Annotated in this window: 20 protein-coding genes; 11 read left to right on the top strand and 9 right to left on the bottom strand. The window is 62.3% G+C overall.

Going from position 1 to position 20,598, the window contains the following annotated elements:
* Positions 1 to 128: 128 nt before the first annotated feature.
* The 4 genes from rpoH to ftsY form a co-directional block, all read right to left on the bottom strand.
* Complete coding sequence (gene rpoH / locus AB4O09_RS02745) at positions 129 to 983, bottom strand: RNA polymerase sigma factor RpoH (protein WP_003177476.1); 855 nt, start codon at positions 981 to 983, stop codon at positions 129 to 131.
* 114 nt (positions 984 to 1,097) lie between these two features.
* Positions 1,098 to 2,120, bottom strand: a complete 1,023-nt coding sequence (ftsX, locus tag AB4O09_RS02740; RefSeq protein ID WP_003206508.1) for a permease-like cell division protein FtsX — start codon at positions 2,118 to 2,120, stop codon at positions 1,098 to 1,100.
* The gene (ftsE, locus tag AB4O09_RS02735; protein ID WP_003177474.1) at positions 2,117 to 2,788 is read right to left on the bottom strand and encodes a cell division ATP-binding protein FtsE; all 672 of its coding nucleotides are present in this window, start codon (positions 2,786 to 2,788) and stop codon (positions 2,117 to 2,119) included. Before ftsE ends, ftsX begins: the two co-directional genes overlap by 4 nt.
* On the bottom strand, positions 2,785 to 4,218 hold the full coding sequence (gene ftsY, locus AB4O09_RS02730) for a signal recognition particle-docking protein FtsY (RefSeq protein ID WP_460107919.1): 1,434 nt from the start codon (positions 4,216 to 4,218) through the stop codon (positions 2,785 to 2,787). Before ftsY ends, ftsE begins: the two co-directional genes overlap by 4 nt.
* A gap of 344 nt (positions 4,219 to 4,562) precedes the next feature.
* Between ftsY and AB4O09_RS02725 the strand changes: the two genes are divergently transcribed.
* Genes AB4O09_RS02725 through AB4O09_RS02710 form a run of 4 tightly spaced genes read left to right on the top strand, consistent with a single transcriptional unit; the run spans position 4,563 to position 9,042 of the window.
* A complete protein-coding gene (locus AB4O09_RS02725) occupies positions 4,563 to 5,918 on the top strand; it encodes a M16 family metallopeptidase (RefSeq protein WP_003206513.1) in 1,356 nt (451 codons plus the stop codon).
* Positions 5,911 to 7,401, top strand: coding sequence for a M16 family metallopeptidase (locus AB4O09_RS02720; RefSeq protein WP_060614208.1), 1,491 nt, complete (start codon positions 5,911 to 5,913; stop codon positions 7,399 to 7,401). Before AB4O09_RS02725 ends, AB4O09_RS02720 begins: the two co-directional genes overlap by 8 nt.
* Positions 7,401 to 8,012, top strand: coding sequence for a 16S rRNA (guanine(966)-N(2))-methyltransferase RsmD (gene rsmD / locus AB4O09_RS02715; protein WP_003206517.1), 612 nt, complete (start codon positions 7,401 to 7,403; stop codon positions 8,010 to 8,012). Before AB4O09_RS02720 ends, rsmD begins: the two co-directional genes overlap by 1 nt.
* Positions 8,013 to 8,043: 31 nt before the next feature.
* A complete protein-coding gene (locus tag AB4O09_RS02710; RefSeq protein WP_003206520.1) occupies positions 8,044 to 9,042 on the top strand; it encodes a hydrolase in 999 nt (332 codons plus the stop codon).
* Between the two features lie 137 nt (positions 9,043 to 9,179).
* Here AB4O09_RS02710 and AB4O09_RS02705 read toward each other — a convergent pair whose 3' ends face one another.
* Both AB4O09_RS02705 and AB4O09_RS02700 read right to left on the bottom strand, forming a co-directional pair.
* Positions 9,180 to 10,034, bottom strand: a complete 855-nt coding sequence (locus tag AB4O09_RS02705; RefSeq protein ID WP_003206522.1) for a sulfurtransferase — start codon at positions 10,032 to 10,034, stop codon at positions 9,180 to 9,182.
* A 33-nt stretch (positions 10,035 to 10,067) separates the two neighbouring features.
* Positions 10,068 to 10,739: a TetR/AcrR family transcriptional regulator gene (locus AB4O09_RS02700; RefSeq protein WP_003206524.1), complete on the bottom strand. Its 672-nt coding sequence runs from the start codon at positions 10,737 to 10,739 to the stop codon at positions 10,068 to 10,070.
* 148 nt (positions 10,740 to 10,887) lie between these two features.
* Between AB4O09_RS02700 and AB4O09_RS02695 the strand changes: the two genes are divergently transcribed.
* From AB4O09_RS02695 to AB4O09_RS02675, 5 genes are all read left to right on the top strand, one after another.
* On the top strand, positions 10,888 to 12,318 hold the full coding sequence (locus tag AB4O09_RS02695; RefSeq protein ID WP_003206528.1) for a coniferyl aldehyde dehydrogenase: 1,431 nt from the start codon (positions 10,888 to 10,890) through the stop codon (positions 12,316 to 12,318).
* Between the two features lie 27 nt (positions 12,319 to 12,345).
* On the top strand, positions 12,346 to 12,891 hold the full coding sequence (locus tag AB4O09_RS02690; protein WP_027912912.1) for a hypothetical protein: 546 nt from the start codon (positions 12,346 to 12,348) through the stop codon (positions 12,889 to 12,891).
* A 143-nt stretch (positions 12,892 to 13,034) separates the two neighbouring features.
* Positions 13,035 to 14,630, top strand: a complete 1,596-nt coding sequence (locus AB4O09_RS02685; protein WP_460107917.1) for a GMC family oxidoreductase — start codon at positions 13,035 to 13,037, stop codon at positions 14,628 to 14,630.
* A gap of 115 nt (positions 14,631 to 14,745) precedes the next feature.
* The gene (coaD, locus tag AB4O09_RS02680; RefSeq protein ID WP_003177462.1) at positions 14,746 to 15,225 is read left to right on the top strand and encodes a pantetheine-phosphate adenylyltransferase; all 480 of its coding nucleotides are present in this window, start codon (positions 14,746 to 14,748) and stop codon (positions 15,223 to 15,225) included.
* Between the two features lie 137 nt (positions 15,226 to 15,362).
* A complete protein-coding gene (locus AB4O09_RS02675) occupies positions 15,363 to 15,614 on the top strand; it encodes a YfhL family 4Fe-4S dicluster ferredoxin (RefSeq protein WP_003206534.1) in 252 nt (83 codons plus the stop codon).
* Positions 15,615 to 15,778: 164 nt separating this feature from the next.
* Here the strand turns inward: AB4O09_RS02675 and AB4O09_RS02670 are convergent, their stop codons facing one another.
* From AB4O09_RS02670 to AB4O09_RS02660, 3 genes are all read right to left on the bottom strand, one after another.
* Complete coding sequence (locus tag AB4O09_RS02670; protein WP_027912910.1) at positions 15,779 to 16,099, bottom strand: hypothetical protein; 321 nt, start codon at positions 16,097 to 16,099, stop codon at positions 15,779 to 15,781.
* 212 nt (positions 16,100 to 16,311) lie between these two features.
* A complete protein-coding gene (gene mutM, locus AB4O09_RS02665) occupies positions 16,312 to 17,124 on the bottom strand; it encodes a bifunctional DNA-formamidopyrimidine glycosylase/DNA-(apurinic or apyrimidinic site) lyase (RefSeq protein ID WP_003206537.1) in 813 nt (270 codons plus the stop codon).
* 30 nt (positions 17,125 to 17,154) lie between these two features.
* Positions 17,155 to 17,970 (bottom strand): HDOD domain-containing protein, encoded by an 816-nt coding sequence (locus tag AB4O09_RS02660; protein WP_172681424.1) that lies wholly within the window; start codon positions 17,968 to 17,970, stop codon positions 17,155 to 17,157.
* A 233-nt stretch (positions 17,971 to 18,203) separates the two neighbouring features.
* Between AB4O09_RS02660 and AB4O09_RS02655 the strand changes: the two genes are divergently transcribed.
* Both AB4O09_RS02655 and AB4O09_RS02650 read left to right on the top strand, forming a co-directional pair.
* Positions 18,204 to 18,743 (top strand): type 1 glutamine amidotransferase domain-containing protein, encoded by a 540-nt coding sequence (locus AB4O09_RS02655; protein WP_003206541.1) that lies wholly within the window; start codon positions 18,204 to 18,206, stop codon positions 18,741 to 18,743.
* A gap of 111 nt (positions 18,744 to 18,854) precedes the next feature.
* Entirely contained in the window at positions 18,855 to 20,051 is a 1,197-nt protein-coding gene (locus AB4O09_RS02650) for a class I SAM-dependent rRNA methyltransferase (protein WP_013694474.1), read from the top strand.
* The last annotated feature ends 547 nt before the right edge of the window (positions 20,052 to 20,598 follow it).

Raw genomic sequence — 20,598 nt, 5'->3', positions numbered from 1 at the left:
CAGCCACATTGAAGTTGACTGATCTACCGCTATCGCGAGCAAGCTCGCTCCCACAGGGGATTGCAGCGCACAAACAAAAACGCCCCGATCATCACTGATCGGGGCGTTTTTTATGGCCGCTATCGCAGTCAGGCGGCGATCGACACCTTGAGCTTGTTCATCGCGCTCTTCTCAAGCTGACGAATCCGCTCGGCCGACACGTTGTACTTCTGCGCCAGGTCGTGCAGCGTGGCTTTTTCCTCAGCCAGCCAGCGCTGGTAGAGGATGTCGCGGCTGCGCTCGTCCAGCACTTCCAGGGCTTCGTGCAGGTTGGTGTTGGAGTTGTCACTCCAGTCGGCGTCTTCCAGTTGACGCGCCGGGTCGTACCGGTGGTCTTCCAGGTAGTTGGCCGGCGATTGGAAAGCGCTGTCGTCGTCCGCTTCGGCGGCCGGGTCGAAGGCCATGTCATGGCCGGTCAGGCGACTTTCCATCTCGCGCACTTCCCGAGGCTCTACGCCCAGGCTTTCGGCGACACGGTGGACTTCTTCGTTGTTCAGCCAGGCCAGGCGCTTCTTCTGGCTGCGCAGGTTGAAGAACAGCTTGCGCTGGGCCTTGGTGGTCGCGACTTTCACGATGCGCCAGTTGCGCAGGATGAACTCGTGGATTTCCGCCTTGATCCAGTGCACCGCAAACGACACCAGGCGCACACCCATTTCCGGGTTGAAACGCTTGACCGCCTTCATCAGGCCGACGTTGCCTTCCTGGATCAGGTCGGCCTGGGCCAGCCCGTAGCCGGAATAGCTGCGGGCGATATGTACGACAAAACGCAGGTGGGCGAGCACCATCTGCCGAGCCGCCTCAAGATCCTGCTCATAATAGAGACTCTCGGCCAGTTCACGCTCCTGCTCGGGGGTCAGCAATGGAATGCTGTTGACCGTGTGCACATAGGCCTCCAGGTTCGCACCCGGGACCAGAGCATAAGCAGGTTGCAAAGAAGTGGTCATACGAAAAAACCTCCGACTCACATAACTCGTGCAGTTCAGCACTGCGAAAATTGACCGGGAACCCTAGGACAAGTTCCCACAAAAACTGAAAGGTCAATACACGCAAAAAAACACTTATTTTGGCGCAAGCTCACGCAAGTGGCGTGCGACCGCAATCCATGCACCGATATAACCCAACAGCACCGCGCCAAGCAAGAGCGACAGACCGTCGGCGACTGGCACGCCGGCCAGCGAGAAATCACTGCCGTACAAACCGGCCAACCCTGTTACCGCATCGTTCAGCCAGTCCAGGCCGAACGCCAATACACCCCAGGACAGAATCCCGGCACCGAAGCCATACAGCGCGCCCATATAAAGGAAGGGCCTGCGTACATAACTGTCCGTACCGCCGACGAGTTTAATCACTTCTATCTCGGTGCGGCGGTTTTCAATATGAAGACGAATGGTATTGCCTATCACCAAAAGTAATGCAGAAACCAGCAGCACCGTCAGACCGAAGACAAACCGGTCGCCGAGCTTGAGGATCGCCGCAAGACGCTCGACCCAGACTAGATCAAGTTGCGCCTGTTGTACCTTCGGCAACTCGGAAAGTCTTTGTCTTAATGCTTCAAGGGTCGGTTTGTCGACCTCATTCGGCGTCACCAGCACCACGCCCGGCAGCGGGTTCTCCGGCAGTTCCTTGAGGGCTTCGCCCAGGCCGGACTGCTGCTGGAATTCTTCAAGCGCCTGCTCGCGCCCGATGTATTCGGCATCGGCCACGCCCGGCATGGCCTTGATCTGCTCGCGCAACGCCTGGCCTTCGCCGGGGCTCGCGTCCATCTGCAGGTACAGGGAAATCTGCGCCGCGCGCTGCCAGGAGCCGCCCAGGCGCTCCACATTGCTTAGCAATAATGACAGGCCCATGGGCAGGCTCAGGGCAACCGCCATCACCATGCAGGTAAAGAAGCTGCCGATGGGTTGCTTGCCCAGGCGCCGCAGGCTGTCCAGCAGGCTGGCGCGATGGCTTTCGATCCAGGCGCGCAGCAGCGTGGAAAAGTCCGGGCCGTCATCATCGTCGCGTTTTTTCTTTTGCGGCTGCGGATCGGAGGCCTTCGGGGCCACGCGTTCGGCCACTTTCGGGCTGCGAGTAGCACTCATACACCCGCCTCCCCGTCACCAATCAGGCGTCCGCGCTGCAATGTGAGCATGCGGTGACGCATACGTGCGATCAATGCCAGGTCGTGACTGGCAATCAGCACACTGGTGCCCAGGCGGTTGATGTCTTCGAATACGCCCATGATCTCCGCAGCCAGGCGCGGGTCGAGGTTACCGGTAGGTTCGTCCGCCAGCAGCAAGGCCGGGCGATGGACGATGGCGCGGGCGATGCCGACGCGCTGCTGTTGACCGGTGGACAGGTCGCCCGGGTACAGGTCGGTCTTGTCCGACAGGGCCACGCGCTCCAGGGCCGAGTCCACGCGCTTGATGATCTCGGCCTTGGACAACCCGAGGATCTGCAACGGCAACGCCACGTTGTTGAACACCGTGCGATCGAACAGCAATTGGTGATTCTGGAACACCACGCCGATCTGCCGTCGCAGGTAGGGAATCTGGGCATTGCTGATGGTGCTCAGGTCCTGGCCGGCCAGCAGCAGTTTGCCGGTGGAGGGCCGCTCCATCGCCAGCAGCAGGCGCAGCAAGGTACTTTTACCGGCGCCGGAATGGCCGGTGACAAACAGAAACTCGCCCCGACGGACCCGAAAGCTCAGCTCATGCAAGCCGACGTGACCGTTCGGATAGCGTTTACCGACCTGCTCGAAACGAATCATGAATGCTCCCGTTCGGCAAACAGTGCCTGGACAAAGGGCTCGGCTTCAAAGGTGCGCAAGTCGTCGATGCCTTCACCCACACCGATATAGCGAATGGGCAGACCGAACTGCTTGGCCAGGGCGAAAATCACCCCGCCCTTGGCGGTGCCGTCGAGCTTGGTCAAGGCCAGCCCGGTCAGTTCGACGGTCTGGTTGAATTGCTTGGCCTGGTTGATGGCGTTCTGGCCGGTACCTGCGTCCAGCACCAGCAGCACTTCGTGGGGTGCGTCGGCGTCGAGCTTGCCGATCACCCGGCGCACCTTCTTCAACTCTTCCATCAGGTTGTCTTTGGTGTGCAGGCGACCGGCCGTGTCGGCGATCAACACATCGATGCCACGGGCCTTGGCGGCCTGCACGGCGTCGAAGATCACCGAAGCGGAGTCGGCGCCGGTGTGCTGGGCAATCACCGGGATCTTGTTGCGCTCGCCCCACACTTGCAGCTGTTCGACCGCAGCCGCGCGGAAGGTGTCGCCCGCCGCCAGCATGACTTTCTTGCCTTCGAGCTGCAGCTTCTTGGCCAGCTTGCCGATGGTGGTGGTCTTGCCAGCACCGTTGACGCCGACGACCAGGATCACGAACGGCTTGTTCTGCGAGGCGATCACCAGCGGCTTTTCAACCGGCTTGAGCAGACTGGTCAGCTCGCCTTGCAGGGATTTGTACAGCGCATCGGCGTCGGTCAGCTGCTTGCGCGCGACCTTCTGGGTCAGGCTCTGGATGATCACCGAGGTGGCCTCGACACCGACGTCGGCGGTCAGCAGGCGAGTCTCGATATCTTCCAGCAATTCGTCGTCGATGACTTTCTTGCCCAGGAACAGGCTGGCCATGCCTTCGCCGATGCTGGCGCTGGTCTTGGCCAGGCCCTGCTTGAGGCGGGCGAAGAAGCCGACCTTGTTTTCCTCGGCGTTACGGACGGGCTCGACGGGGGCGATGGTTTCCAACAGGGCAGGTGCTGGCTCGGGCGCGGCTTGCGCAACCACGGGTGCAACGACGGCGACCGGCGGCTCAATGACAGCGTCGACGACTGGCGCCTCGACAACCTGCGTCGGCGCTGGAATCGGCGGGGTGATATGGGGCGTCGTTTCCTCGACCAGCGCGACCGGCTCTTCCGCCACCGGCAAGGTCAACCAGGGGGTTTGCTCGACGGGCGGGGTCAGCGGTTGCTCGGCCACCGGCTCAGCAACGGTCTCAGGCTCGACCGGTTGCAGCACCGGCTCGGCAATCGGCAGGACGATGGGCGCGGTTTCTTCGACCACTGCCTCGGCGGCGGGCTCAGGCAGCGGTTGTGGCTGTTCGACGACGGTTTCCTGCGGCTTCTTGCGCAGCCATCCGAACAGGCCTTTTTTCTCGCCAGCCGCAGCTGGGGTCTTCTTGTCGTCGTTGGAACCAAACATGGAGGACGGCTATCTCACGGTAGCGAAGCGCCACAAGGGCGCCTCGGTGATAAATATTCAATGCTGAACAGACTGCGTTTCATCCAGCTTGTTCACGCGCAACATTTTGTCGAGACGTCCCAAGGACACCCCAAAGTCGATTTTTTCGAAGGACTGGTACGGCATCATCGGCGAAAACGCTGGGATCAACGGGCAAACCCGACATTTCTCCGGGGAACCCAGACAACCCCGGGCCGATAAAAGGCCCGATAGGCGTGGCCGCCAGTAAAACGGACCGTTATCCTAGCACCCTCTCGCCCGCCGACGCTAAGACCTAGCGGGCAACCCAACAGGTTTAAACACGAATGAATGCTCTTGCCCGCCGCGCCGCAGGCCTGCTGCTCAGCACAGTTTGTCTGCCCTTTTCAGCCTTGGCTGCCGACCCACAACCCACCCACGAATTTACCCTCGACAACGGCCTGAAGGTCGTCGTGCGCGAAGACCATCGTGCGCCGGTGGTGGTCTCCCAGGTCTGGTACAAGGTTGGCTCCAGCTACGAAACGCCAGGCCAGACCGGTTTGTCCCACGCCCTTGAGCACATGATGTTCAAGGGCAGTGAAAAAGTCGGCCCCGGCGAAGCGTCGCTGATCCTGCGCGACCTCGGTGCCGAAGAGAACGCCTTCACCAGCGATGACTTCACCGCCTATTACCAGGTATTGGCCCGCGATCGCCTGGGCGTGGCTTTCGAACTGGAAGCCGACCGCATGGCCAGCCTGCGCCTGCCGCCGGAGGAGTTCAGCCGCGAGATCGAGGTGATCAAGGAAGAACGCCGCATGCGCACCGACGACAAGCCCATGTCCAAGGCCTATGAGCGCTTCAAGGCCATGGCTTACCCGGCCAGCGGCTACCACACGCCGACCATCGGCTGGATGGCCGACCTGGACCGGATGACCGTCGAGGAGCTGCGTCACTGGTACGAGTCCTGGTACACCCCGAACAACGCGACCCTGGTGGTGGTCGGCGACGTGACGCCGGACGAGGTCAAGTCCCTGGCCCAGCGATATTTCGGCCCGATTGCACGGCGCGCGGTGCCGGTCGCGAAAATCCCCCTGGAGCTCGGCGAACCCGGCGAGCGCCAGATCACCTTGCATGTGCAAACCCAACTGCCCAGCGTGATGCTGGCCTTCAATGTGCCCAGCATCGCCACCGCGACGGACAAGGGTTCAGTCAACGCGCTGCGGCTGATCTCGGCCCTGTTGGACGGTGGCTACAGCGGGCGGATCCCGACGCAGCTGGAGCGCGGCGAAGAGCTGGTGTCTGGTGGTTCGTCGAGCTACGACGCCTACACCCGTGGCGACACGCTGTTCACGTTGTCGGCGACGCCCAACACCCAGAAAAACAAAACCATCGCCCAAGCCGAAGCCGGCCTGTGGCGCTTGCTTGAACAGTTGAAAACCACCGCGCCGACTGCCGAAGAGCTGGAACGCGTGCGCGCCCAGGTCATCGCCGGCCTGGTCTATGAACGCGACTCGATCACCAGCCAGGCCACCGCCATCGGCCAGCTGGAGACCGTCGGTTTGTCCTGGAAGCTGATGGACACCGAACTCGCTGAACTGCAAAGCGTGACCCCGCAAGATATCCAGAAGGCAGCCCAACTGTATTTCACCCGCTCGCGCCTGAGCGTTGCGCATGTCCTGCCCGAGGAGAAAGCTCATGAGTGAGCGCAAATCACGGCGCCCGGTATTGATCGGCCTGGCGCTCATCGCCCTGGCCGGCTCCCTGGCGTTCTATCTGTCGCCGACCACCGACGTCACCGCCAGCCAGGCATTGGATAACGCCAAGTCCGGCAACAAGCTGCAATCATTGGCGGAACTGGACGGTAAAGCCCCCAGCCACCGCCAGCTCGACGTGCAAACCTGGAAAACCGCCGACGGCGCCAAGGTGCTGTTCGTCGAAGCCCGCGAATTGCCAATGTTCGACCTGCGCCTGACCTTCGCCGCCGGCAGCAGCCAGGACGGCGACGCTCCCGGCCTCGCACTGCTGACCAACGCCATGCTCAACGAGGGCGTGGCCGGCAAGGACGTCAGCGCCATTGCCCAAGGCTTCGAAAGCCTCGGTGCCGATTTCGGTAACGGCGCCTACCGGGACATGGCCGTGGCGTCCCTGCGCAGCCTCAGCGCAGCCGACAAGCGTGAGCCGGCATTGAAGCTGTTCGCCGAGGTCGTCGGCAAACCGACCTTCCCTGCCGACTCCTTCGCCCGCATCAAGAACCAGATGCTCGCCGGTTTCGAATACCAGAAACAGAACCCAGGCAAACTGGCCGGACTGGAACTGATGAAGCGCTTGTACGGCGATCATCCTTATGCCCACTCCAGCGACGGCACCGCCGACAGCATTCCGCCAATCACCCTGGCCCAGGCCCGGGCGTTCCACGCCAAGGCCTATGCCGCCGGCAACGCAGTGATCGCGCTGGTGGGGGATTTGTCCCGCGCCGAAGCCGAAGCGGTTGCCAACCAGGTGTCCGCCGCGCTGCCCAAAGGCCCGGCGCTGGCGAAAACCCCGCCACCGGTAGAACCCAAGGCGAGCATTGGCCACATCGAATTCCCGTCCAAGCAGACCAACCTGATGCTCGCGCAACTGGGCATCGACCGCGACGATCCGGACTATGCCGCCGTGTCCCTGGGCAACCAGATCCTCGGCGGTGGCGGCTTCGGTACTCGGCTGATGACCGAGGTTCGGGAAAAGCGCGGCCTGACCTACGGCGTGTACTCTGGTTTCACGGCGATGCAAGCCCGCGGCCCGTTCATGATCAATCTGCAAACCCGTGCGGAAATGAGCGAAGGCACCTTGAAACTGGTGCAGGACGTGTTCGCCGACTACCTCAAGAATGGTCCCACCCAGAAAGAACTCGATGATGCCAAGCGTGAGTTGGCCGGCAGTTTCCCGCTGTCCACCGCCAGCAATGCCGACATCGTCGGCCAGCTCGGCGCCATGGGTTTCTATGACTTGCCGCTGAGCTACCTGGAGGACTTCATGCGTCAGTCCCAGGAACTGACCGTCGAGCAGGTCAAGGCCGCACTGAACAAGCACCTGAGCACCGACAAAATGGTCATCGTCACCGCCGGCCCGAGCGTGCCGCAAAAACCGCTGCCGCCCCCCACTGACAAACCTGCCGAGCAGCCGCTCGGGGTTCCGGAGCACTAATGGCCCGCCCATCGAATTCCAGCAAGAAACCCGTGCACAACGGTGTGAACCAGTTGCGCATCATCGGAGGCGAATGGCGTAGCCGGCGCTTGAGCTTCCCTGACGCCCCGGGCCTGCGCCCCACTCCCGACCGCGTGCGCGAAACCCTGTTCAACTGGCTCGCACCCTACGTAGCGGGTGCCCGGGTGCTCGACCCGTTCGCCGGCAGCGGCGCGCTGTTTCTCGAGGCCCTGTCCCGTGGCGCCGCCATGGGCCAGGCGCTGGACGCCAGCAACCTGGCGGTCTCCAGCCTGAAAGAACACTTGGGCACCCTGCGCTGCACCGTCGGCCAGGTGCAGACCGCCGACGCACTGCGCTACCTGGACAGCCAACCGGCGACACCTTTCGACCTGGTGTTCCTCGACCCACCTTTCAACCAGAACCTGTTGCCGACGGTCTGCGCCTTGCTCGAGGAACGTCAGTGGTTGTCCGAGGATGCCTGGGTCTACACTGAAAGCGAAACCGCCCCGTCCACCCTGGGCTTGCCGGGCAATTGGCGCTTGCATCGCGAGCAGAAATCCGGACGGGTGTATTACGCGTTGTGGCAGCGTTTGGCAAAGGACATTGACTGAACGGCTGACCAGTGCATCGAGAATAATAATGATGTCCGCCGCATCTGAGCGTTTCGTCCCTGCCCCGGGCCTTGGCAACCCGCACTTGCAAACCCTGTGGGGCCCGTTATGGCGCCAGACCACCCACATCGAGCGCCAACGCGAGCGCTTGTGGCTGGAGGACGGTGATTTCCTCGACCTTGACTGGCACGGCCCCCACAGCGCCGAGGCACCACTGGTGCTGGTGCTGCACGGGCTGACCGGTTCTTCCAACTCGCCTTACGTGGCCGGGCTGCAGCAAGCGCTCGGTCGCCAGGGCTGGGCCAGTGCGGCCTTGAACTGGCGTGGCTGCTCGGGTGAGCCGAACCTTCTGCCCCGCAGCTACCACTCGGGCGTCAGCGAAGACCTGGCCGCCGCCATCGCTCACTTGCGCGCCCGCCGGCCCTTGGCGCCGCTGTTTGCGGTGGGTTATTCACTGGGCGGCAATGTGCTGCTCAAGCACTTGGGGGAAACCGGCCGCGACAGCCAGTTGCAAGGGGCGGTGGCGGTCTCGGTGCCGTTTCGCCTCGACCAGTGTGCCGATCGCATCGGCCAGGGATTCTCCAGGTTCTACCAGGCGCATTTCATGCGCCAGCTCGTGGCCTATGTGCGCAACAAGCAACGCCAGTTCCAGCACGACGGACGCCACGAAGGCCTGGCGACCCTGGCGGCGCTTGGCCCGTTGGAAAACATGCGCACCTTCTGGGACTTTGACGGCCGGGTGACCGCGCCGCTGCACGGGTTCTCCGATGCAGCGGATTACTACCGCCGTGCCTCCAGCCGTTATTTCATGGCCGGTATCAGCACGCCGACCCTGGTTATCCAGGCCGCCGACGATCCTTTTGTGTTTCCTCACAGCCTGCCAGAGCCGGGCGAATTATCCGCCTCGACCCGGATTGAACTGCACGCCCAGGGCGGGCATGTGGGGTTTGTCGACGGAACCCTGCGGCGCCCGGGGTACTACCTGGAGCGGCGGATTCCCGATTGGCTGGCCAACCTGGCGCACGACTGAGCGTGATGGTTCATGACCAATACACATCCCCTGTGGGAGCGAGCTTGCTCGCGATAGCGGTGGGTCAGCAACATTGAAGTTGACTGTCACACCGTCTTCGCGAGCAAGCCCGCTCCCACATTGGTTCCGGGTGTTTGTTATTCGCCCTTCGCCACGCCCCGCTGGGGGTCATTGATCCACTCACTCCACGAGCCAGCATACAGCCGCCCCAACGGGTAGCCTGCCAGGCACAAGGCAAACAGGTTATGACACGCCGTCACGCCGGAGCCGCAATAGGCCACCAGGTCAGTGGGCGAGCGCTCGCCCAGTTTTTCGGCGAAGCGCTGCTTGAGCTGATCGGCCGGCAAGAAGCGGCCATCGGCGCCCAGGTTGTCGGTGAACGCCGCGCACTGGGCGCCCGGGATATGCCCGGCTATCGGGTCGATGGGCTCGACTTCACCTTTGAAACGCGGCAACGCCCGGGCATCCAGCAGGGTCATGTCCGCTTGGCCAAGGCGTTGGTGCAGCGCTTGGGCGCTGAGCACCAAGCTCGCATCCGGTGCCCCGCTGAAGGTCCCGCGACTGTTCTGCGGCGGATCCAGGCTCAAAGGCAAGCCAGCGGCGTGCCAGGCCTTGAGCCCGCCGTCGAGGATGTACACGCCATCGCGCTTGCCCAGCCAGGCCAGCAACCACCAGGCCCGCGCGGCATAGGCGCCGGGGCCGTCGTCGTACAGCACGACATCGCTATCGTTATCGATCCCCCAGGCCTTGAGGCGCTCGATCAATGCCCCCGACTCCGGCAGCGGATGACGTCCGGTCACACCTTTGGTCACCGGCCCGCTCAGGTCGCGCTCAAGGTCCGCGAACGCTGCACCGGCGATGTGGCCCTCGGCATAACTGCGCTGACCGTAATCGGGGTCTTCCAGGGCAAAACGGCAATCGAGGATGACCAGCCCAGGCTGTGATCGCCGCTGTTCGAGGGCTTGAGGGCTGATGAGTCGCGCAATGGGCATGATGAGCTCCTGTGGCTAAGTCGGGGATCGGTCCTACTGCCCTTCCTCCAGGGTCTGGGCCAGGGGGACGTAATACTCTTTGAACAGTGCATCCACTTCTTCACGGGCCTGATCGGTCACGAAACCGGCCTCCAACACCAGCACCTGATACACGCCACGCTTGATGGCCTGCTCGCTCAGGTGGCTGAAGTTTTCCCGCGTGGTGCACAGGAACCGCACCCAGGACGTGAGGATGATCCAGGCATTGAGGGTCAGGGACTCGATCTGCACCCGGTCCATCTTCAGGATGCCGGCGGCAACGAAGCCTTCATAAATAGCGGTGCCGTGGATCAGGCTGCGCTGGGAAAACCGTCGATAGCGCGCCGCAAGGTCCGGATCGCTGTCGAGCAGATGTTCCAGGTCCCGGTGCAGGAAACGGTAGCGCCACATGGCTGCCAGCAGCTCCTGCAAATAGAAGCGCTTGTCCTCCACCGTGGCCGCACGGCCCTGGGGCGGGCGCAAGAAGCTGTCCACCAGGTTCTCGTATTCACTGAACAACACGGCGATGATCGCCTGCTTGTTGGGGAAGTGGTAATAGAGGTTGCCTGGGGACATGTCCATGTGGGCGGCAATGTGGTTGGTGCTGACGCTGCGCTCGCCTTGCTGGTTGAACAGCTCGAGGCTGTTTTGCACGATGCGCTCGCTGGTTTTCATTCGTGGGGCCATGGTTTGGGCTTTAATTCGACGAAGGCATTGATCGGCATCTTACGACCTATCGGTCACAGGAAAAACCCATCGCCGTTACGGATGCCATTGACTTTCTAGAGTATAAGCTCTAGAAAACATCCACTCTAATAATATCCGGTGCCCGACGATGCCTGCCGACGTTGCCTACCTGCACGAGTCTCAACAACAACTGGACGAGCTGCGGTCGCTCTTCGATGCCCAGCGCCAGGCCTACGCCGCCCATCCAATGCCCCCGGCCGAACAGCGCCGACAATGGCTCAAGGCACTGCGCGAGGTATTGAGCAACGAACGACAAGCCTTGATCGACGCCATCAGCCAGGATTTCAGCCACCGCAGCGCCGACGAAACACTGCTGGCCGAGTTGATGCCGAGCCTGCACGGGATCCATTACGCCAGCCGACATCTCCAGGGTTGGATGAAACCCTCCCGGCGCAAGGTGGGCATGGCCTTCCAGCCGGCATCGGCCAAAGTGGTGTACCAGCCGCTGGGCGTGGTCGGGGTCATCGTTCCGTGGAACTACCCGCTGTTCCTGGCCATCGGGCCGCTGACGGGAGCGCTGGCGGCGGGCAACCGGGTGATGCTCAAGCTCAGCGAATCGACACCGGCGACCGGCTTGCTGCTCAAGCAACTGCTGGCCCGGGTCTTTCCCCAGGACCTGGTCTGCGTGGTGCTTGGCGAGGCTGAGGTCGGCATGGCGTTTTCCAAGCTGCCCTTCGATCACCTGCTGTTCACCGGCGCCACCAGCATCGGCAAGCATGTCATGCGCGCCGCTGCCGAAAACCTGACCCCGGTCACCCTCGAGCTGGGTGGAAAGTCGCCGGCCATCGTGTCGACCGATGTGCCGCTCAAGGACGCCGCCGAACGCATCGCTTTCGGCAAGACCCTGAATGCCGGGCAAACCTGTGTCGCCCCGGACTACGTGCTGGTGCCACAGAATCGCGTCGGCGAGTTCGTTGAGGCGTATCGCGAGGCGGTTCGCGGGTTTTATCCGACCCTGGCGAACAACCCGGACTACACCGCAATCATCAACGAACGACAGCTGGCGCGACTCAACGGCTACATCAGCGACGCCACCAGCAAGGGCGCGCTGCTGATCGAACTGTTCGACCAGGGCCAGGACCGCCGCATGGCCCACAGCCTGCTGCTCAACGTCAGCGATGAAATGACCGTCATGCAGGACGAGATCTTCGGCCCGTTGCTGCCCATCGTGCCCTACGAGCATCTGGACCAGGCGTTTGCCTACATCAATCAGCGACCCCGCCCGCTGGCGCTCTACTACTTCGGCTACAACAAGGCCGAACAGAATCGCGTGCTCCACGAAACCCATTCCGGAGGCGTCTGCTTGAACGACACGCTGCTGCATGTCGCCCAGGACGACTTGCCGTTTGGCGGCATCGGTCCCTCGGGAATGGGGCATTACCACGGGCATGAGGGCTTCCTGACCTTCAGCAAGGCCAAGGGCGTGCTGACCAAACAGCGATTCAACGCCGCGAAGCTGATTTATCCGCCCTACGGCAAGCCTTTGCAGAAACTGATCCAGAAACTGTTTGTCCGCTGACGCGTCTCTTCCCGGGTAATCAAAATAATGAACCCAAGCCTCACCGATACACCCGCGCTGTCACGGCGCGGCCTGCTGAAGTTCAGCCTCGGCGCCAGCGCCTTCCTGACCACCGTCGGTGTGGGCGCCAGCCTGAGCGGTTGCTCGCCAAGCCAACCGGCCAATGGCCTGGCGGCCCTGCGCGACAGCGACCTGCCATTTTTACGCAGCGTCATCCCCGTGATGCTGGATGGCGCAGTGGCCGTCGGACAGATTACTGCCGCCACTGACGCGACCCTGCGAAGCCTGGACAGCAGCCTGGCCCACCTGTCCCCCGCCATGCTCAAGCTCACGCGCCAGCTGTTCGACGTGCTCACGCTGGGCATTACCCGCGGGCCGCTGACCGGTGTCTGGGGCTCGTGGGAAAACGCCAGCGCCGATGACATCCGCCAGTTCCTTGCGCGGTGGGAAAACAGCTCGCTGGACCTGCTGCGACAGGGCCATAGCTCATTGCTGCAACTGGTGATGATGGCCTGGTACACCCAATCCGAAGCCTGGGCGCATTGCGGGTATCCAGGACCGCCCAAGATTTGAACGCCAGTGAGATCCTGTGGGAGCGAGCTTGCTCGCGATTGCGGAGTGTCAGTCAATACAGTTGCTGATGATCCGATGCCATCGCGAGCAAGCTCGCTCCCACAGGGGTACCGCAAACTCATAACAATAAGAGAGCCCTGAACATGCCCGTACCCGATCCCTTCCGCGAAGGCCTGGCCCGTGGCTGGACCACCTACAACGGCGCGCAGCTGACCCAGGACCTGACCCTGGAAGCGGACGTGGCCATCGTCGGCAGCGGTGCTGGCGGCGGCACCACTGCAGAAATTCTCAGCGCCGCAGGCTACCGCGTGTTGCTGATCGAGGAAGGTCCGCTCAAGACCAGTCATGACTTCACGCTGCTCGAAGACCAGGCCTACAGCAGCCTGTATCAGGAAGGCCTCGGGCGCATGAGCAAGGACGGCGCCATCACCATTCTCCAGGGCCGGGCCGTCGGTGGCACGACGCTGATCAATTGGACCTCCAGCTTCCGCACGCCCGACCAGACCCTCGACCACTGGGCCGCCGAGCACAACGTAAAAGGCCACGGCCGCGCTGAAATGCTGCCCTGGTTTGCGCAGATGGAAAAACGCCTGGGCGTGGCGCCGTGGCTGATTCCGCCCAATGCCAACAACGACGTGATCCGCAAAGGTTGTGAACAATTGGGCTACGCCTGGCACGTCATCCCGCGCAACGTACGCGGCTGCTGGAACCTGGGCTATTGCGGCATGGGCTGCCCGACCAACGCCAAGCAGTCGATGCTGGTCACCACCATCCCGGCCACCCTGGACAAGGGCGGCGCGCTGCTTTACCTGGCGCGGGCCGAGCGTCTGACAATCCAAAACGATGCCGTCATAGGCCTCGAGTGCCAAGCCATGGACGAACGTTGCGTGGCACCGACCGGCCAGCGCATAACCGTCAAGGCGCGGCATTACGTGCTGGCGGGCGGCGGCATCAATACACCCGCGTTGCTGCTGCGCTCCGATGCGCCAGACCCGCACGAACGCGTGGGCAAGCGCACCTTCCTGCACTTGGTGAACATGTCCGCCGGGCAATTCGACGAGGTCATCAACCCGTTCTACGGCGCGCCGCAATCGATTTATTCGGATCATTTCCAATGGCAGGACGGCACCACCGGCAAAATGTCCTACAAGCTTGAAGTCCCGCCCTTGCACCCGGCCCTGGCCACCACGCTATTGGGCGGGTTCGGCCCCGAGAATGCCTTGCACATGTCCCGGCTGCCCCATACCCACGCCATGCTGGCGCTGTTGCGCGACGGTTTTCATCCGGACAGCCCCGGCGGCAGCGTCCAATTGCGCAACGACGGCACGCCCGTGCTCGATTATCCCGTTACGCCGTATGCCTGGGATGGCTTGCGCCGGGCCTTCCACAGCATGGCCGAGATCCAGTTTGCCGGCGGCGCCAAGGCGGTCATGCCTTTGCACAACGATGCCCGCTACGTAAAGACCCTGGCCGAAGCCCGCACACTGATCGACGGACTCGACCTGGCCTTGTACCGCACACGCCTGGGCAGCGCCCACGTGATGGGCGGTTGCGCCATGGGTGAAGATCCGAAAACCGCCGTCACCGACAGCCTTGGCCGCCATCACCAACTGGGCAATCTGTCGATCCATGACGGCTCGCTGTTCCCCACCAGTATCGGCGCCAACCCGCAATTATCGGTGTACGGGCTGACCGCGCAATTGGCGACGGCCCTGGCCGAACGCCTGAAAAATCCATGAATATCCGGATTATTCGCACCGTCTATAGTGCTTTCTTACGCAACAGCCGACTTGGCCGACCGAGAAGGCTGCGATACCATCCGACTCCCCAACGGACTCCCGCCAGGACGACGCGATGAACCGAGTGTTGTACCCAGGTACCTTCGACCCTATTACCAAGGGCCATGGCGATCTGGTCGAACGCGCCGCGCGCCTGTTCGACCATGTGATCATTGCCGTCGCCGCCAGCCCGAAGAAAAACCCGCTGTTCCCGCTGGAGCAACGTGTGGAACTGGCCCGCGAGGTCACCAAGCACCTGCCCAACGTGGAAGTGGTCGGCTTCTCGACGCTTTTGGCGCACTTTGCCAAGGAAAAGAACGCCAATGTGTTCCTGCGCGGCCTGCGTGCGGTCTCGGACTTCGAGTACGAGTTCCAACTGGCCAACATGAACCGCCAACTGGCACCGGACGTCGAGAGCCTGTTCCTGACGCCGTCGGAGCGCTATTCCTTCATTTCCTCGACCCTGGTCCGGGAAATCGCGGCGTTGGGCGGAGATATCACCAAGTTCGTCCACCCGGCCGTGGCCGATGCGCTGACCCTGCGCTTCAAGAAATAACCCGCGGGCTGCGACCCGCTTCGCAGCCCGGCACAGCGCAGTCCATCGCGCCCGCGTGCACTGCGCTCGCCAATGCGGCACAATTGCGCCCATACGTTTTTCATATGCCCGGGCCCAACGCCCCGGCAGGAGCCTGCATGTCCCTGATCATCACCGACGACTGCATCAATTGCGACGTCTGCGAACCTGAATGCCCGAACGAGGCCATTTCCCAAGGCGAAGAGATCTACGTCATCGACCCGAACTTGTGCACCCAGTGCGTCGGCCATTACGACGAACCCCAGTGCCAGCAGGTCTGCCCGGTGGATTGCATCCCTCTGGACGAGGCTCATCCGGAAACTGAAGAACAGTTGATGGCGAAGTATCGCAAGATTACTGGCAAGGCTTGAGCCAGGTAGTTCTTTAGCGTCTGTACCGGCCTTATCGCGAGCAGGCTCGCTCCCACAAGGGATTTGCTTAGGACACAGACCATGTGAACTCAGTAGATCCCTGTGGGGGCGAGCCTGCTCGCGATAGGGCCAGCAGCTACACCATAAATGCACATACCTGACGACTACTCCTGCCGCTCAAACCCCTCTCCAATACACCCCAGGCACCGCACAAACGTGGCCTTCGCCGGGTCCACCACCAGCGCCTTGCCCGCATCGCCGACCCCGCCGCCCAGCGCGGTAAAGGGCAACGACACCACGAATGCTCCGGCGCCAATCACTGTGGCGGCCAGCAGCAACGGACGGGCGATCAGCAGGTCGCCGATCATGGCGAAGGCCGGCGGGTTCTGGATGGTGTAGCGCGGGTCGCCGCTGCCGTCGCTTGCCAAGGCAGGCAAACCGACACTCAGCAGCAGCGCGAGAACAACAGGTCGAAACAGCTTCATCGGGCGATCCTTCGGCTAAATCAGTACGAAAGTGGCCTGTGTGGCTAGTTCTGTTAGTCAACTTCGGCGCCAGAAGTCCATATCCTGCGTTGCTGTTCCTCGCCATAGCGGGCTATGACTCGTCACAGCGCCTTGGCTATGGACTTCTGGCATCCGAATTTGAGCTAACGAACTAGCCACACAGGCCACTTGACTATAGACCGTAGGACAAATCAGCTCTGACAGCGTGGACACCAGACGCTCGCACGCTGGCCCAGGCGGATTTCCCGCAGCCCCGTGCCACAGACTTTGCACAGCTCCCCGCCCCGTCCGTAGACGAACAGTTCCTGCTGGAAATAGCCAGGTTGGCCGTCCCCGCCGATAAAGTCCCGCAGCGTGGTGCCACCGCGCTCGATGGCATGGGCGAGGATGCGCTTGATCTCGATCGCCAGCTTCAGGTAACGCGCCCGGGAAATGCCTCCGGCGGCCCGGCGTGGGTCGATCCCGGCGGCGAACAGGGCCTCGGTCGCGTAGATATTGCCCACCCCCACCACCACCGCGTTGTCCATGATGAACGGCTTGACCGCCATGGAACGCCCTCGCGAAAGCTGGAACAACCGTTCGCCATCGAACAGGTCGGTCAACGGCTCGGGACCCAGGCGAATCAACAGCTCGTGATTGAACGGGTCAAGGCTCCAGAGCATCGCGCCAAAACGCCGAGGGTCGGTGTAGCGCAAGGCCAGGCCGGACTCCAGCTCGATGTCCACGTGCTCGTGCTTGGCGGCCGGCATGCCGACCTCCACCAAGCGCAGATTGCCGGACATGCCCAGGTGGCTGATCAACGTGCCGACCTCGGCATTGATCAACAGGTACTTGGCCCGCCGCTCCACCTGCACGATGCGCTGGCCCGAAAGCCGCACGTCGAGATCTTCCGGGATCGGCCAGCGCAGGCGGCGGTCGCGGACCACCACGCGGCTGACCCGCTGGCCTTCAAGATGGGGCGCGATTCCGCGACGGGTGGTTTCGACTTCCGGCAGTTCTGGCATGAGGTTCTCGAGTCAGGCGAAGCCCCGCACTCAACGAGTGGCGAGGTCGCGAATTTCCTGTTTCTGGGTCTGGAAGTCGTATTCCGACAACCCGATGTAATCGAGCACAAGGCTCCCGACACTATCCCACTCGTGATCTTCGGCCTGATTGCCGAGCACCCGGTGGGACGCACAGATGTTCTCGGACATCTTCAGGATCGCCAGCAGGTTCTTCAACTGGCTGTTGTTGCGTGAAGACTCGTCGCTGAAGATCGCCAGGGCATTGTGGTGGTTGGCGATGGCCTGGCTGACGTGATCCGGCAGGCGCCAGGATTTGGAGGTGTAGTAACCGACCACGGCATGGTTGGTGTTGAACTCACGATTCTCGGTGTCCACCACCCGGCACTCGGCGCTGGCATTGGCGTAGGCCTCTTCCAGCACGCCCATGTAGTTGGGGAACTGCTTGAGCATCAACGGCACGCCGCAATCGTGGAACAGCCCCAGCGCATAGGCTTCGTCACCGTTCTCCAGGCCGACGCGCTTGGCCAGGGTCAGGCAAGTCATCGCCACATCCTGGGCGGTATCCCAGAAGCGGTTCAGGGTAACGATGGCGTCGTCGTGCAGTTCGCCCTTGATCGACTGCGCATTGATCAGGTTGATGATCGAACGGCTGCCCAACAGGTTCACCGCGCGCTGGATCGAGGTGATCTTGTTGCGCAGGCCGTAGTACGGCGAGTTGACGATCTTGAGCAAGGCCCCGGAAAGGCCCGGGTCGTGGGAAATCAGCTTGGCGATGGTCTCCAGGTCCGGGTCGGGCATGTACTGTTCCATCTGCAGATCCACCATGATCTGCGGTTGGGGCGGCACGCTGATGCCTTGCAAGGACTGTTGGATCTGTTCGGCGGAAAGTTCTTTGGACATGAGTACACACTCCGGTGTCAGGCGGGGATTCTAACCCTTAAAGATGGATCCGATACACCGCCGGGTAGATCGGCGGAACTTTCCTTCAGGCATCGGCTTCGGACTTTACAGGGCCGACAGCCAAGCCTGCATTAAGGCTTGAGTCGGCAACCCCGCCACTCAGCTTGAGGAGATTTTTCATGCCTGGCTCCCTGAACAACAAACGTGTCGCCATCCTCGTGACCGACGGTTTTGAACAGGCCGAACTGACCGGCCCCCAACAGGCGCTGGAACAGGCCGGCGTCAAGGTTGACATCGTTTCGGCCCGCGAAGGCCAGGTCAAAGGTTGGAACCATGACCAGCCAGCCGACGACTTCCGGATCGACCTGACCTTCAAGGCCGCCAATGTCGAACAGTACGACGCCGTGGTGCTGCCCGGTGGCGTGCAGAACTCCGACACCATCCGTATCGACGTCGATGCCCAGAAACTGGTCAAGGGCTTCGAGGCGGCGGGCAAGCCCATCGCGGTGATTTGCCATGGCGGCTGGCTGCTGGTGTCGAGCGGGTTGGTCAAGGGCAAGACCATGACCAGCTACAAGACCCTCAAGGATGACCTGGTCAACGCCGGCGCGAACTGGGTCGATAAGGAAGTGGTCAAGGACGGCACGTTGATCAGCAGCCGTCAGCCCGATGACATTCCGGCGTTCAACCGCGAGCTGATCAGCGCGTTGTCCGCCTGAAGCCTGCCCGATACCGTGGTGAGGGAGCACGCTCCCCCACCACATGTCCACCACAAGCCCCGCCAAGGTTGCAACACGGTATACTCCCGCTCTTTTTTCCGGAGCGACGTCATGTCCCTGCCTAGCCTGCGCCTCAAAGCCAACGCCGACCGTCGCCTGCGCGCCGGCCACTTGTGGGTCTACAGTAACGAAATCGATGTAGCCGCCACCCCGCTGCACGGCTTCAAGGCCGGCGACCAGGCCATCCTCGAAGCCGCCGGCGGCAAGCCGCTGGGCATCGTTGCGATGAGCCCCAACAACCTGATCTGCGCCCGGCTGCTGTCCCGTGACGTGAAGCTGCCGCTGGACAAGTCCCTGCTGGTGCATCGCCTCAACGTGGCGTTGTCCCTGCGCGAGCGACTGTTCGACAAACCGTTCTATCGCCTGGTCTACGGTGATTCCGACCTGTTGCCAGGCCTGGTGGTCGACCGTTTCGGCGACATCCTGGTGGTGCAGATCGCCTCTGCCACCATGGAAGCCCACAAGGACGACGTGATCGCCGCCCTGACCCAGGTGCTCAAGCCCAGCGGCATCCTGTTCAAGAACGACTCCGCGGCCCGTGACGCCGAAGGCCTGACCCGCTACGTCGAGACCGTGTTCGGCCTGGTGCCGGAATGGGTCGCCCTGGAAGAGAACGGTGTGAAGTTCGAAGCGCCGGTCATGGAAGGCCAGAAAACCGGCTGGTTCTACGACCACCGCATGAACCGCGCACGCCTGGCCCCGTACGCCAAGGGCAAGCGTGTACTGGACCTGTTCAGCTACATCGGCGGCTGGGGTGTGCAAGCCGCAGCGTTCGGCGCCAGCGAAGTGTTCTGCGTCGATGCCTCGGCCTTTGCCCTCGACGGTGTCGAGCGCAACGCGGCGTTGAACGGCTTCGCCGAGAAGCTGACCTGCATCGAAGGCGACGTGTTCGAAGCCCTGAAAGAGCTCAAGGCCAGCGAAGAACGTTTCGACGTGATCGTGGCCGACCCACCCGCTTTCATCAAGCGCAAGAAAGACCTGAAAAACGGTGAAGGCGCCTATCGCCGCCTCAACGAACAAGCCATGCGCCTGCTCAGCAAGGACGGCATCCTGGTCAGCGCGTCGTGCTCGATGCACCTGCCCGAAGACGACCTGCAAAACATCCTGCTGACCAGCGCCCGCCACCTGGACCGCAACATTCAACTGCTCGAACGCGGCGGCCAGGGGCCAGACCATCCGGTACACCCGGCCATTGCCGAAACCCGCTACATCAAGAGCATCACCTGCCGGTTGTTACCCAACAGCTGAGGCCGGGCGGGGCCAGGGCCGTAGCGCTGTGCCCCGCAGACTCCAATTGCATCCTGATCGCAGCCTTGGCTGCGATTTTTTTGCGCGTTTGAATAAGTCTGTAGGAGCTTCCCCACGCAATTACCAGAGCCTTCCTACTCAATCTCCCCCGCGTCTGGCCGGCATGACGCATTAGGATTGAAAGCGACCCTCAGGTACGTCTTGGAACTGTTCGATGACTGATCCGCAAAGCCACCTGGCCGCCCGCAAACCTGCCACCGTCGGCCTATTGCTGACCCTGACATTGCTCGGCGTCTTTCTTTATTGTCGGCGGGCTAACCAGTGCCGTGATCAGCCTCACCCCGCTGGACTTACAGCTGGCCCTGGCCCTCTGCCTGATCCTGCTCAGCCTGCTGGGGCTGGCACTCAATGCCCTGGTCCGGCAGCGCGATAGGGGGCTGTTAGCCGGCTGAACCCTGCCAGTCGTCATCCCGCACACGACATTGGCGCCCGATCAGCGCTTTGCGTCATTTCATCCTGGCGCCAGCGGTGTAGAATCGCGTCATTC

It is taken from the genome of Pseudomonas sp. H1_F01 (assembly GCF_054681425.1).
This window is presented reverse-complemented; position numbering and strand designations above follow the sequence as displayed.